This is a genomic window from Intrasporangium sp. (assembly GCF_035280925.1).
Lineage (GTDB): Bacteria > Actinomycetota > Actinomycetes > Actinomycetales > Dermatophilaceae > Intrasporangium.
In genome coordinates this window covers 17559-30925 of sequence record NZ_DATEEY010000056.1, presented here as the reverse complement: position 1 = coordinate 30925, position 13367 = coordinate 17559, and the positions used below count along the sequence as shown (strand labels likewise).

Below are 13367 nucleotides of genomic sequence, written 5' to 3'. Positions count from 1 at the left end.
CCGTTGCTCGCGGCATTGTCCGCGGCCGTCTCCGCGACGAGCCGGCGCAGGCCGAGCCCGCCGTCTTCCCGGGCTCTGAACGCATGGGAGATCGCGAGTCGGCAGGCCGCCTTCATGGCCCCCTTGCCGCGAGCGCTCGGCACCAGCTGGTAGCCGAGCTCCGCGACATCGCCCGTCAGCGTCCCGGTCAGCACGAAGACGGCCACACCGCCCAGGATCCGGTCGGTGGCCGCATCGGCGATGGCCCACTCGACGGCACTGCCGCTCGCCATGAGCTCGCGGCGGCGGGCGAGCCATGCGTCGAACGTCTCGGGGTGCAGGAGGGACCGCTGCGGGAACCAGTGCTCCGGGTCGTTGCGCTCCTCGAGGGCGTCGACGTCGGACTCACGGAAGGCTCGGAGCCGGATTCCCCCCTTCTCCAGTACAACTGGCTCCAGCCACGGGACCCGGGGGTGCATCGGCTCTCCGGCCGCCAGGCTGGCGTGCCAGCAGTCCAGCGCCGGCCCCGAGGGGTCCTGGACGTTGGGGTGCGTGCCGGGCAGGGTGCCGTGGAACGTGAACCCGGTCGCCCAGGCCACCCGGCGCGAACCCCAGTTCCCAGCGATGGCCCGCCAGTGGATCCGGCCCAGCGGCCGTCCCCAGGGGCCGTCCTCGAAGGCATGCGTCGCCACGAGCCGCACTGCTCGTGACATCGCGCCTCGGCCCCGGGCCGCCGGATGGAGCCCGAACCCGATCGACGCGTGGTCCCACGCCTCGCCGGGTCGAAGATCGATCGTCCCGCCGAAGCGCGGCCTCCCGTCGGCTGCGGTGACCTCGAGGGCCCAGTAGCGCACTCCTCGCGGGTCCTTCCACTGGCTGGCGATGTGCTCCAGGAACGCGATCGCGTCCGCGCGTGTGTAGTGACGTGGCACGGTCGTCCAGCGCTGTGACTGCTCGTCAGTGGACTGTTCGACGATGCCGCCCTCGTCGGCCGGTGTGTGTGGCCGCAGCGTCAGAGTGCCGTCGGTGAGGATGGGCGCCGGCGCTGCTGAGGTGGGCATGTGGTCAGCCTGCCAGCGAGCCTCGCTTGCGGCGACTCAGTTTGAGGGCGCGACGAGCTCGCCTGCGCGGTCGAGCGCACGCTCTGCCAGCTGGCGCGCGGCGGGCAGGGCAGCCTCGTCGAACGCTACGCGAGTCCGTCGTTCGACGAGGTCCTCGACCACCATGGCGCCTTCGTGGAGGACGCCGAAGAGGAACTCGAGGCCCAGGGTGGGGCAGGAGTCACTCACCGGCACGGCGAGGTCCGGATGGGCCTCGCGCAAGGCCAACACGGTGGCGGCCTCGGTGCCGTAGCGACGGACGAGTCGCGTCGGCGCCGCGGCACGCGCGAGAACGTCTCGTGGCGCTGCGCCGACGAGGGGGAGGGAACGGGTCCGGCACGGGAGCTGGGAGCCGGCCCTGCGGCATACGGCATTGACGGCGTCCTCGGCCATCCGGCGGTACGTGGTCAGCTTGCCTCCCGTGATCGTGACGGCCCGCCCCGGCTCGTCGACGAGCAGGTGGCGGCGCGAGACGTCGGCCGTGATGCCACCCCCGTCCTCGACGAGGGGGCGGAGCCCGGCGTAGCGACCGACGACGTCCTGCGCCTCCAGCGGCCGCGCGAGAGCCGAGTTGATCGTGTCGAGGAGGAACCGGGCGTCAGCGTCTGGCACGGCCGGGGCGAAGCCATCGACCCCGGGTGCCGGCTCGTCGGTGAGACCGAGGATGACGAGCCCGTCCGGCTGTGGCACGGCGAAGACGAACCGCGCCCGGTGGCCCGGCACCGGCGCGCTGAAGATGGCCTTCGGGGAGCCGATCGCGCCGGCGCGGACGATGAGATGCGAGCCACGGCTGGGCGTGATGCGAACGGACCGCTCGTGCTCGCCGGCCCAGACCCCGGTCGCGTTGACGACGTGGCCACGTGCCTCGAACGACTCGCCGGTCAGCTCGTCGCGCAGGGTCACGGCACGGTCGGCGAGCGCCGTCGCGCTGCACCGCGTGACGACCTCCGCGCCATGGGCAACCGCCGTCCGCGCGATGCTGGTGACGAGCCGCGCATCGTCCTCGAGCTGGCCGTCCCAGTAGAGCAGCGCACCGCGGAGCCCCGCTGTCCGCAGTCCCGGTGCGAGCACGAGCGCCTCAGCCGCGCTGATGCGTGACGGTCGGGGCAGCAGCCGCCTCGGGGTGCCTGCTGCCACCCTGAGCCCGTCGGCCAGGCGGATCGCGGCCTGGAGGGCGAGCCCGGTCGCGGCCGGTGTCGACGCGCCAAGGGGCACGAGATTCGGCATGGCACGCGTCAGGTGAGGCGCGATGCCGGTCATGAGGGCATGCCGCTCGCGAGCCGACTCCCACGCGATTGCGACGTCTCCCCTTGCGAGGTAGCGCAGGCCCCCGTGGACCAGCTTGGAGCTCCAACGGCTCGTGCCTGCAGCGAGGTCATGACGTTCGACCAGCGCGGTGCGCAGCCCACGGGAGGCTGCGTCCAGGGCAACGCCCGCGCCGGTCACGCCCCCACCCACGACGATGACGTCGTAGGACTCGCTTGCCAGTCTGTGCAGCGCACCCGAGCGGGTCCGCGCGTTGATGGAGACGGTCATGGCGGTTTCCTCAGCTCGTGGCCTCCGGGGCCAGGTAGGCATCGACGAGTTGTCGCACCTCGGTCAGGACCTCGGTGCGGTCGTGCTTGGCGGTGACCACACCGAGGCCGATGACGAAGGGCGTCAGGGCGTGGAGGAGGACGACGGACAGGAGCGCCGGGTCGCCGTCGCGGATGGAGCCGTCCGCCATACCCGCGGCGATCGCGCCGGTCATCGCCTCGATCATCAGCTGCTGGCTGCGCCCGTGGCGATCGACGAGGTAGGGGAGCAGCATCTCCGGGTCGTGCTTGAGCAGCGCTGCGACCAGCGGTGCCTCGCTGAGCTTGCGGACCATCGCCACCGCGAGGGCCGTGACGGCCGCCCGTCCGTCCCGCGGCGACTGCTCCGCGAGCACGAGCGCCGTGACCTCCTCGACGGCATTGCGGAACTCGTCGACGAGGGCGTCGAGCAGGAGCTGCTTGATGCCGCCACCGCGCCGATAGACCGTCACCCGCGAGACCCCGGCCCGTTGGGCGATCGACGTCGCGGTGGCGCGACGGACGCCATAGGCGAGGACCTCGTCCCGGACGGCCGCGAGCAGAGCCTCGTCGGTGCTCAGCTCGTCGGTGCTCAGCTCGCCGGTGCTCGGCTCGCCTGTTTCCATCCAGCCACTGTACGTGTGAAACGTTTCCTGTAACAGTGTTACATGTGTCCAGTTCTCTCACTGAGGTGATTCCGCGATCGGTGTGGCACGGTTGGGGAGACCCGAGCCGCGCTCATCCGCTGAGCGATGCGGGATGGCGGTTCCTCCGGGCCGAGCTCGGTCTTGTCGGCGTCGGCTCGGCCGGGGCCTCGCGACCGGTCGCGCTGGAGGACGTCGCGCTGGCACCGTCCCGGCTCGGTCATGAGGGCGCCGGGGCTGCGGCTCGGCAGGCGCTGGCCGACGTGGTCGGGCCGGACCACGTTCATCTGGAACGGGGCTGGCGCATCGAGCATGCCGGCGGGAAGGGCTATCCGGACCTGTACCGGCTGCGCACCGGCGACGGCTCCGACGCGCCGGACGGGGTGGTCGTGCCGGGTGGTCCTGATGAGGTCGCTGCCGTGCTGCGGGTGTGTGTCGAGCACCGTGTCGGGGTCGTCCCCTTCGGCGGCGGCACGAGCGTCGTCGGTGGCGTCGGCGCGGCGAGCGACCGCGATCGCTTCACCGCGGTGATCTCGCTCGACCTGCGACGGCTTGACGACGTCCTGGCCGTCGACTCCATCAGCAGGACCGCCACCCTCGGCCCGGGCCTCCGGGGCCCCGAGGCAGAGCGAGCGCTGCAGGCCCACGGCCTCACCCTCGGGCACTACCCGCAGAGTCATCAGGAGGCGACGGTCGGCGGCTACGTCGCCACGCGGTCAGCTGGCCAGGCCTCCAGCGGGTACGGCCGGATCGACGACAACGTGGTCGGGCTGCGACTCGCCACGCCGCGTGGCGAGCTCGTCCTCGGCGGACGCGCGCCGGCCTCGGCCGCCGGTCCCCGACTCCTCGACGTGGTCATCGGGAGTGAGGGCACGCTCGGCGTCATCACCGAGGCCACGCTGCGGGTCGCACCGCTGCCGACGGCAAAGCGGTACGCCGCCTGGGCCCATCCGTCGTTCGTGGCGGGGGCGAAGGCCCTGCACGGGCTGACGCAGCACCTGGGACGAGCCGCACTGCCAACCATCTGCCGGCTGTCGGACGAGGACGAGACACGCGTCAACCTCACGTTGGCGGGGGCATCGGGGCGGCGCCTGCTCCGATACGTCAGGGCACGCGGGCTGGACCGGCCCGCCCTGCTCGTCCTCGTCTGGGAGGGAGACGACGAGGGCGAGCTGCGGCACCGGCAGCGCGCTGCGCACCGGCTGCTGAGGAAGGGCGGGGGTCGACCGCTGCCGAAGCAGGTCGCCCGGGCGTGGGAGCGCGGCCGGTTCGCGGGGCCGTACCTGCGGGATGAGCTGATGGATCACGGGTTCCTCGTCGAGACCCTCGAGACGGCGACGACCTGGGCCAACCTCTCGCGCCTGCACGCGGTGGTCGGCGCCGCGATCCGCGGCTCGCTGGGGGTCGACGGGCGACGCGCGGTCGTCATGTGCCACGTCTCGCACGTCTACCCGGATGGCGCCTCGCTCTACTACACCTTCGTCACGCCCCAGTCCGCCGACCCGCTGGCCCAGTGGCGCCAGGTCAAGTCCGCGGCGAGCCAGGCGATCATCGACGGCGGCGGGACCATCACCCACCACCACGCCGTCGGCACCGACCACCGGGACTATCTCTCCACGGAGATCGGCGAGGTCGGGATGGGGCTGCTCCGTGCGATCAAGGCCGAGCTCGACCCGTCCGGGATCCTCAATCCCGGCAAGCTCATCCCTGACGCACCCCCGAAGGCACTCCGGGACGCACTCCCGGACGCTGATATCTCGTGGACCATCTGACGGGTCCCGCCTACGGTGGTGCGGTGACCTCCACACCCAGCGCTCCATCGCCGGGCGGCTCAGCGGACACCCCGACACAGGGTCCCTTCCTCCCGCGGCCGACCATGCCACCGGCGACGGACGTGCCTGACGACCGGATCCACGGCGACAGCCTCGAAGCGGCACCTCCACCCTCGGCGCCCTCGGCGCCACCCGGTCCCCCACAGAGCCCGCCGTCGGTTCCACAGAGCCCGCTGCCGACCTCCGCGCCCCCGAGGGGCCGCTCGCGAGGTCCGTGGCTGGGCCTGGCCGGCGTCGGGCTGGCTCTCGTCATCGGGAGCTTTGGGGTCATCACCGAGTCGAAGACGGAGACCGAGGTCCGCCCGTTCACGGGCGACACGATCTCCTTCGCGGTCGGCTCGAACGACGTCCAGGTCCTCGGCGGCGCGCCCGCCGGCAAGATCGAGGTGACCCGACAGTTCGAGTGGGGTCTGGGTGGAACCAAGCCGACGCCGAACGAGACCTGGGACGCCGACGGCGTCGCGATCTCCGAGGCCGACTGCCAGGGCGTGTCGTGGCGCTGCGGCGTCGACTACATCGTCCGGGTCCCCGATGACACTGCCGTCGAGCTCCGCGGTGGATCGGGGGACGTGGTCCTCAGTGGGTCGCTCGGTGTGATCGACGCCGAGGTCGGCTCGGGCGATCTCGAGGCCGACGGGCTGAGCAGTGCCGACGTGCGGCTGCAGACTGGCAGCGGTGACGTGGACCTGGGCCTGCTCCCCGGTGCAGGCAAGGTCGACGTCCGTACCGGCAGCGGTGACATGGAGCTCAGCCTCGACTCCGACGCGGCGAGTGTCCTCCTCCGTGCGGGCAGCGGCGACATCGACCTCGAGCTGCCATCCGCACCGGACAGCCTCGACATCGAGACCGGTTCCGGTGACGTGTCGATCGACGCTCCGGACGCCGAGCAGTTCCGCCTCGACGTGGACACCGGCTCAGGGGACCAGGACGTGGACGTCCCGTCCAGCGCTACCGCGGACCACCTCATCAAGGTCAGCACGGGCTCCGGCGACGTCGAGATCAACTAGCCATCCGATCGAGTGAACAGCTTTCGGGCCGAAAGTTGTTCACTCGATCGGGGACGTGGGGTGCATTCTTGACCGCATGAGCGAGCAGGAGAGCGTCGGACGGCGCGTCCAGAGCCGGATCTATCGAGAGGGACTCTTCGGGCGGCTACCGGCGGCGCCTGTGGAGCCGAGCGCGCTTGAGCGGGCCGCCCGGAAGAAGCTGAGCGCACGCGCGTGGGCCTACGTCGCGGGCAGCGCGGGCCAGCACCGCACGGATGCGGCGAACCGGGCCGCCTTCGACGACCATCCGATCGTTCCCCGCATGCTCGTCGACGTCTCCTCGCGGGACCTCGGGACAGAGCTGCTCGGTCGGCGGCTCCCGGCTCCCCTCCTCCTGGCGCCGATCGGCGCCCTCGAGCTCGTCCACTCGCGAGCCGATGTCGAGCTCGCCGAGGGTGTGCGCGAGCTCGGCCTCCCGGTCGTCATCTCGACCCAGGGCTCCAGTCCGATGGAGGAGACAGCCGCCACGCTGGGGAGCTGCCCGCGGTGGTTCCAGCTCTACTGGAGCAGCAACGACGACCTCGTCGCGTCGCTGGTGCGCCGGGCCGAGGCCATCGGCAGCGATGCCATCGTCATCACGCTCGACACGCACACGCTCGGCTGGCGGACCATGGACCTCGACCTCGGCAGCCTGCCCTTCACTCGTGCCGAGGGCATCGCGCAGTACATCAGTGACCCGGTCTTCCGCCGTCTCGTCGAGCAGCGGGTGGCGGGTCCGGTGGCTCCTGCCGAGCCCACGCCCCGCCCGACGAGGTCAGCGGTTTCAGCTGCCGTCTCCATGGCGCGGCACTGGCCGGGCAGCCTCAGGGAGAACCTCAGGTCGCCCCTGCCCCGCGCAGCCGTCGAGACCTTTCTCGAGGTCTTCTCCCGGCCGTCGCTCACGTGGGACGACCTCGCCTCACTGCGAGAACACACCCGGCTGCCCGTCTTGCTCAAGGGGATCCAGCACGCAGCCGATGCGGCCAAGGCGATCGACCATGGTGTCGACGGGCTGATCGTCTCGAACCACGGCGGGCGCCAGGTCGACGGGGCCGTCGCGTCCCTCCGTGCGCTGCCGGAGGTCGTCCGCGAGAACGGGCAACGGGTGCCCGTCCTCTTCGACAGCGGCATCCGGAGTGGGGCCGACATCTACAAGGCGCTCGCCCTGGGAGCCGACGCGGTCCTCGTCGGACGACCCTGGGTCTACGGGCTCGGGGTCGGCGGCGGCGCCGGCGCCCGGGCCGTCATGGAGTACCTGCTCGCTGAGCTGGACCTCACCATGGCGCTCACCGGTGCGCGAACCATCGCCGAGATACGTGAGCTCGGCCTCGGGCAGGACAGGTCCTGATCCCGAGGCCGAGCCCACTCGGCCCACTGAGCCCACTCAGCCCACTAAGCCGACCATGGCCCACAAGGCCATCGACGGTGTGCCTCAGCGCTTGACGTCCTGCGCCTGTTGCTGCGCCTCAGTCCTGACCGACTCCGCCGAGCTCTGGGTCTGCGACTTCAGCTCCTGCGCGGAGTCGCTCGCCGTCGTCTTGACCTCCTCGACGGCCTCCTGCACCGGCTGCTTCAGGTGCTCGGCCATCTCGCTCCCGGCGTCCTTCACCTCCGTCTTGGCCTGCTCCACGAGCGGCTGCGCCTGCTCCTTGACCGCAGTCGCCGCCTGCTTCTCCTTCTCGGACGCCGGCAGGATCGACCCCACCAGCCAGCCAGCGGCCAATGCGACCACGCCCGCCGCGAGGGGGTTGCCCTGCGTCTGCTGGCGCGCCTTGACCTTCATGTCGTGCGCGCCCCCCTGGACGCTGTCGACAGCTGAGTGTCCGGTGTCGGCGACACCGTGGGCCGCGCCCATCGTCGACTCCTTGGCATCTTCGGCGACGCCCATGACCCGGTTCTTCCACCCGGACACCCGCTGGCTCACCTTCGCCTTCTGTCGCTCGGCGATGTTGCTCGGCGAGACGGTGGCCCCAAGCCGGTTGACGTCGTCGCTCAGCTCCTGACGGGTGCGCTCCACCTCGGTGCGCAGTCTCTCGGTCTCGTAGTCGGTCATGACTCATTTCCCTTCATGGCTTCAGGTATGTGCTTGGCCGTCTCGGCCGTCTTGGGCATGCCTTGGACCCGCTTGAGCTCGCTGCGGCCCATCGAGTAGAGGACGGCCGCGATGATGGCCCAGATGGCTGCCACGATGAGGGCGGACCAGCCGAGGCCCAGGGCGTCGCCGATCGCCCACCACAGGGCGACCGACAGGAAGAGCAGGACGAACCAGCCGGCCAGCCCGGCGCCGCCCAGCAGCCCGGACCCCTTGCCGACCCGTTTCGCCGACTCGCGCAGCTCCGCCTTGGCGAGCTCGGTCTCCTGCCGGACGAGAGTCGACATGTCCTTGGCGATGTCGGAAACGACGTCGCCGAGATTGCCGAGGGGCTCGCCCGGGAGGTCCTCGGACCTCTCGTGCAGCTGGTGACGTGGCGCCTCGCGCGCGCCGGGCACCTCGATCATCGGGCGTCACCTCGCGCGGACTCGGTCGACGCCGGGTAGGTCGCCGTCGTGCCGGTCGTGGTGAGGGGGCCGTCCATGACCGTCTCGGTGACGCCGGTCGCGCCGGTGGTGCTCGTCATCCCGGTCGACCCGGGCATGCCGGTCCTCTCCGTCGGATACGTCGCGGTGCCATAGGCGGTGTAGCCGGTGGCGCGGTACTCCGGCGAGTCCTCGTCGTCCGACGCCGCCTTGAGGCCACGCGTCATGCGGCCGGACAGGAAGCCGAGACCGGCCGCGACCGCGAGGAATGTTCCGGGCTTCCGCCGCGCGAACCGCTTGACCTCGTCGACCACGTCTCCGGGCTCGCGGCCCTCGAGCCAGTCCCCGAGCGACCGGGCCTGCTGTGAGACCTGACGGACCAGGTCATGCGCGACACCCTGCTGGTCGCCCTGGCGTGCCATCGAGTCGAGCTCGTCAGTCAGCGTGCGCAGGTTGGTGGTGAGCCGCTGCTGCTGTGACCGCGCCTGCTCCGTCAGCTCGGAGCGGGACTGGTCCACCAGCCGGCGCACCTGGTGGGTCGTCGTGGAGGTGACGTTGCCGAGCTCGCTCTTGGCCGTCTCGGCCAGGTTGCGGGCCTCGCCCTTTGCCGTCTCGGCGGTCTCCCGAGTGGCCTGCTTGGCCGCCTGCGTCGTGGAGCCGGTCGAGCCGGTCGATCCGGTCGATCCGGTCGCTCCGCTGGAGCCGGTGTAGTCGGTGTAACCGGTCGAGCCGGCGGTGGTCGAGCTCGTCAGGGAGCCCGGCGTTGAGCTGGTCGTGCCTGTCTCCGGTAGGCCCGTGTCCTGCAGGCTGCCGGACGTCGGTCCGTTGGTGTGCTGGGACATGTGTCCTCCTATCGTCGGCGTGGCGTCGTCCACCGCGCCAGAGAAGCTCGACTGCCCACACCTCTGAAGGCTTCGAGTGCTCCCGCTCCACTACCCCGAGCGGCGAACCGATAACGACCACCAGGCCCACAGCAGCGCCAGGACACGCGGGACGCGGACCGAGCTCAGCGGCATACCTCCGGATGTGTGAAAGGCCGCCCACCCGCGAGGGAAGGCGGCCTTTCACCGTCAGGCACGACATGACCTGATTCAGGTGGGCGGACGCACCTCGCGGCGCAGGATCTTGCCCGTCGGGCCCTTCGGCAGCTCGTCCAGCTCCCAGATCCGGCGCGGGTACTTGTACGCCGCGATCCGCTCCTTGACGTACTCCTGGACCTCGTCCAGCGTCGTCGACGACCCCGGTCGCAGTGCCACGGCGGCACCGATCTCCTCGCCCAGCGTCTCGTCCGGGACCCCGACCACGGCGGCCTCGAGGACGTCGGGGTGCGTGTAGAGCACCTCCTCCACCTCGCGCGGGTAGACGTTCATGCCGCCGCGGATGATGAGGTCCTTCTTGCGGTCGACGATCGTGTAGTACCCGTCCTCGTCGACCGTCGCGAGGTCCCCGGTGCGGAACCAGCCGTCCGGGATCGCCTCGGCGGTGGCCTCGGGCCGCCGCCAGTAGCCCTTCATGACGTTCTCGCCGCGGATCGCGATCTCACCGATCTCGCCGGGCGCCGTGTCGGTGCCGTCGAGGTTGACGAGCTTCATCTCGCAGCCGGGGATGGCGCACCCGATGGTGCCCGGCTTGGTCGGCCGGTCCGGCATGTTGAACGACGCGACCGGTGACGTCTCGGAGAGGCCGTACCCCTCGAGGATCTGGGCGTCGAACGTCTTCTCGAAGTTGCGCATCACGGCCTCGGGCAGCGCCGATCCGCCGGAGACGCAGGTGCGCAGACTGGCCGTCTCGGCCGTCTCGGCGTCGGGGTGGTTGAGCATCGCGGCGTACATCGTCGGCACGCCCTGGAAGATCGTCACCTGGTCGCGCCCGACGACCTCGAGCGCCTTCGCCGGGTCGAAGCGCGGGATCAGGGTCAGGGTGCAGCCGCGCAACACGCTCGTGTTGAGCCCGCAGGTCAGCCCGAAGACGTGGAAGAGGGGCAGACAGCCCATGATGACGTCGTCCTCGGTCATCTCCATGATGTCCGTGGCCGACCGCTCGGCGTTCCGGTGCAGGTTGAAGTGCGTCAGCTCGGCGCCCTTCGGCTTGCCCGTCGTGCCCGACGTGTAGAGGATCACCGCGGTGTCGTCGTCGGCGCGGTCGACCGGCTGGGTCACCGGCTCGGCGTCCGGCAGGGCCCCCGTCACCGGCCCCATCGGCGTGCACTCGATGACCTTGGTGCCGACCCCCTCGATGGCCGCGATCTGGGCAGCCTTGCGGGCCTCCTCGCCGAAGTCGGGCCACACGAAGGAGAACTTCGTGCCCGCGTCCTGGTAGTAGTACGAGATCTCGCCGCTCTTGAGCAGCGGGTTCATCGGCACGACGATGCCGCCGGCGAGCAGGGTCCCGTAGAAGAGCACGGGGTAGGCGGGCACGTTCGGCAGGATGAGCGAGACGCGGTCGCCCGGCTCCAGGCCGGCCGCGCGCAGCTGCCCGGCCACCTTCGCCGCCGCGCCGTGGAGCTGCGCCCACGTCACCTCGGCCTGGTCGAGCTTGATGCCGGTCCTGTCCGGCAGCCGCTGCGCGGTGGCGACGAGATTGTTGGCGAGATTGGTCATGAGCGCTCCTTTGCACGGACCGGCGGGTACCGAAGCCATCATGCAGCGAAACCACGACGGAATGGTCACGATCCGGTCAACGTCGCAGCGGGACGGGGGCCGGCGCCGCTAACCTCGCGGAGGTTGCCCTGGCTGGACGCAGAGAGGGTGCCGAGAACTTCGGCGGCTGGCCCGTTGTGGTACGTGTAACCGCCACTGGAGCCCGGCTCGTTCACGAGCCGGGCTCCCTTTTCGTCTCGCACACCCATGCCGTATGCCGCTGGGCCGGCTTCGGGTCCAGGCGGCAGCGGCCCGCACGGTGCGTGCGGTGCAGGCGGCCCGGATCGAGGGACCTCGACGTGGACCGGGCCCGGACGGTGCTGGCCGAGGTGATGGGCGCGTCAGGGCCGGGCGGAGCGGCTGCAGATCGCGCGCCTCGCAAACGCCCACACGCCGAGGATCCCGAGTAACGTCACAGCGTCCTGCCACGAGCGCTTCCGAAAGGTCCCAACAACGATGCTGAGAAACACCCATGCGCGGCTCGCCCTGCTCGGCACGGTCGCTGCCGCCGCCCTCGTCGTCAGCGGCTCGACGCCGGTCGTGTCCGCTGCCCCGGCCGACCCAGGCGCCGGCTCACCCGCTGTCGCGGAGTGCGAGGAGGGCGGCTTCGCCGACCTGGCTCGCGTCCGGGACGGCAGCACCGCCACGGAGCCGAAGCTCTTCCCCGACAACGAGGCCAAGGCCTACGGCGCCCTACCAGACGCCCCCCGCCTCGCCAACGGATCGGTCACCATCGAGACCGTCTTCCACTCGATCTCCGACCACGAGCTCAGCGCGCAGGAGAAGGACCGGTTCGAGTCGATGATCGAGGACCAGATGGCCGTCCTCAACGACTCGTTCTCCGGCGCCACGGCGCCCGGCGCCGCGGACACGCCGTTCCGCTTCGAGCTGAGCAAGATCAACTGGGTCGTCAACGACGCGTGGTACGAGGCCGTTCCCGGCAAGGTCGAGCGGGACATGAAGAAGTCTCTCCACGAGGGCGACTCGGAGACGCTCAACGTCTACTCCGCGAACATCGGCGCCGGACTGCTCGGGTGGGCGTACTTCCCCAAGGACTACAACATCGGCCGCGACTTCATCGACGGCGTCGTGATCCTCGACGAGTCGATGCCGGGTGGCACGGCGGGCAAGTACGCCTTCGGCGACACGCTGACGCACGAGGTGGGCCACTGGCTGATGCTGCACCACACGTTCAACAACGGGTGCTCCGCGTCGGGCGACTTCGTGGCCGACACGCCGAAGGAGGCCCACCCGCAGTTCAACTGCCCCGTCGGTGCGGACAGCTGTGCCGCCCCGGGGCTCGACCCGATCCACAACTTCATGGACTACACGCAGGACGAGTGCATGAACATGTTCACGGAGGGCCAGGCCGAGCGCATGAGTGACGGCTGGCTGGCGTTCCGGGCCGGCGGCAACGGCTGACCGGAGTCGCCTGATCGTCCCCTCACGGATGCCGCTCACCCGGGTGGGCGGCATCCGTGCGTCCCCGGTACGCGGTCACCATCAAACAACTTCGGACCAGAACCACATGGGCGGGGCGAGATGCGGGACATTGGTTCGGACCCGAAGTGCTCGCCCCTGGCCCTGGCCTCCATGCAGGGTCAAGGTCGAGCGGCCCCCGCCGCCTCGAGCCGGGCGAGCCGGGACTCGTCGTGACGGACCCGCTCGGAGAGCGCGGCGGAGATCGCGGTGTGACGGCTGATGAGGCCCATGAGCGCGGTGACCACGACGAGGAGCGCTCCGCCGAGGATGGCCAGCTTGACGACGACGCTGCGAGTCAGCTCGTCGTGGCCGAGGGACACGACGGCGACGGCGATGAGCAGGCCGACGGTGAGCCCGCCGGCCAGGCCGACCCGGACCGAGGCCGCGTCGTTGACCGCCTTGAGCATCTGCTCCGCGTGCGTTCGCTCCGCGCGGGCGACCTCTGGCCGCAGGTAGGTGGCCGGTGGGAAGCGGTGCGTGTCGCGCTGGCGGGTGAAGTCCCAGGGCGCGTCGTACTGGGTTGCGTTGGACATCGATCCGTCTCTCTCGTGGGCGGCAGCTCGGGCTCTCGGGGTCATCGGCAGCACGGGTCGTTC

At 70.8% G+C, this 13367-nt stretch carries 12 protein-coding genes; 4 read left to right on the top strand and 8 right to left on the bottom strand.

Translation table 11 applies throughout. The features are described 5' to 3' along the window. The 3 genes from VJN29_RS05755 to VJN29_RS05745 all read right to left on the bottom strand — a co-directional run. Nucleotides 1-1040, bottom strand: a 1040-nt coding sequence (locus VJN29_RS05755) for a GNAT family N-acetyltransferase (RefSeq protein WP_324142630.1), incomplete at its 3' end; no start/stop codon positions are given. 36 nt (nucleotides 1041-1076) lie between these two features. Then, nucleotides 1077-2615: a glycerol-3-phosphate dehydrogenase/oxidase gene (locus VJN29_RS05750; RefSeq protein WP_324142629.1), complete on the bottom strand. Its 1539-nt coding sequence runs from the start codon at nucleotides 2613-2615 to the stop codon at nucleotides 1077-1079. 10 nt (nucleotides 2616-2625) lie between these two features. Further along, on the bottom strand, nucleotides 2626-3258 hold the full coding sequence (locus VJN29_RS05745; RefSeq protein ID WP_324142628.1) for a TetR/AcrR family transcriptional regulator: 633 nt from the start codon (nucleotides 3256-3258) through the stop codon (nucleotides 2626-2628). Nucleotides 3259-3302: 44 nt separating this feature from the next. On the opposite strand from VJN29_RS05745, the gene VJN29_RS05740 reads away from it, so the two are divergent. From VJN29_RS05740 to VJN29_RS05730, 3 genes are all read left to right on the top strand, one after another. Next, on the top strand, nucleotides 3303-5048 hold the full coding sequence (locus VJN29_RS05740; protein ID WP_324142627.1) for an FAD-binding oxidoreductase: 1746 nt from the start codon (nucleotides 3303-3305) through the stop codon (nucleotides 5046-5048). A gap of 23 nt (nucleotides 5049-5071) precedes the next feature. Then, nucleotides 5072-6115, top strand: a complete 1044-nt coding sequence (locus VJN29_RS05735) for a DUF4097 family beta strand repeat-containing protein (RefSeq protein WP_324142626.1) — start codon at nucleotides 5072-5074, stop codon at nucleotides 6113-6115. A gap of 76 nt (nucleotides 6116-6191) precedes the next feature. After that, a complete protein-coding gene (locus VJN29_RS05730) occupies nucleotides 6192-7481 on the top strand; it encodes an alpha-hydroxy-acid oxidizing protein (protein ID WP_324142625.1) in 1290 nt (429 codons plus the stop codon). Nucleotides 7482-7565: 84 nt separating this feature from the next. Here the strand turns inward: VJN29_RS05730 and VJN29_RS05725 are convergent, their stop codons facing one another. The 4 genes from VJN29_RS05725 to VJN29_RS05710 all read right to left on the bottom strand — a co-directional run bounded on the left by VJN29_RS05725 (nucleotide 7566) and on the right by VJN29_RS05710 (nucleotide 11250). After that, nucleotides 7566-8186 carry a DUF3618 domain-containing protein gene (locus VJN29_RS05725; RefSeq protein ID WP_324142624.1) on the bottom strand — a complete coding sequence of 207 codons (621 nt, stop codon included), beginning with the start codon at nucleotides 8184-8186 and terminating at the stop codon, nucleotides 7566-7568. Continuing rightward, entirely contained in the window at nucleotides 8183-8632 is a 450-nt protein-coding gene (locus VJN29_RS05720) for a phage holin family protein (protein WP_324142623.1), read from the bottom strand. Before VJN29_RS05720 ends, VJN29_RS05725 begins: the two co-directional genes overlap by 4 nt. Next, nucleotides 8629-9492, bottom strand: a complete 864-nt coding sequence (locus VJN29_RS05715) for a hypothetical protein (protein ID WP_324142622.1) — start codon at nucleotides 9490-9492, stop codon at nucleotides 8629-8631. Before VJN29_RS05715 ends, VJN29_RS05720 begins: the two co-directional genes overlap by 4 nt. Nucleotides 9493-9741: 249 nt before the next feature. Beyond that, entirely contained in the window at nucleotides 9742-11250 is a 1509-nt protein-coding gene (locus VJN29_RS05710; RefSeq protein ID WP_324142621.1) for a long-chain fatty acid--CoA ligase, read from the bottom strand. A 495-nt stretch (nucleotides 11251-11745) separates the two neighbouring features. Here VJN29_RS05710 and VJN29_RS05705 point away from each other — a divergent pair, with 495 nt between their 5' ends. Continuing rightward, the gene (locus VJN29_RS05705) at nucleotides 11746-12711 is read left to right on the top strand and encodes a zinc metalloprotease (protein ID WP_324142620.1); all 966 of its coding nucleotides are present in this window, start codon (nucleotides 11746-11748) and stop codon (nucleotides 12709-12711) included. Between the two features lie 179 nt (nucleotides 12712-12890). Here VJN29_RS05705 and VJN29_RS05700 read toward each other — a convergent pair whose 3' ends face one another. Next, nucleotides 12891-13304 carry a hypothetical protein gene (locus VJN29_RS05700; protein ID WP_324142619.1) on the bottom strand — a complete coding sequence of 138 codons (414 nt, stop codon included), beginning with the start codon at nucleotides 13302-13304 and terminating at the stop codon, nucleotides 12891-12893. Nucleotides 13305-13367 lie beyond the last annotated feature (63 nt).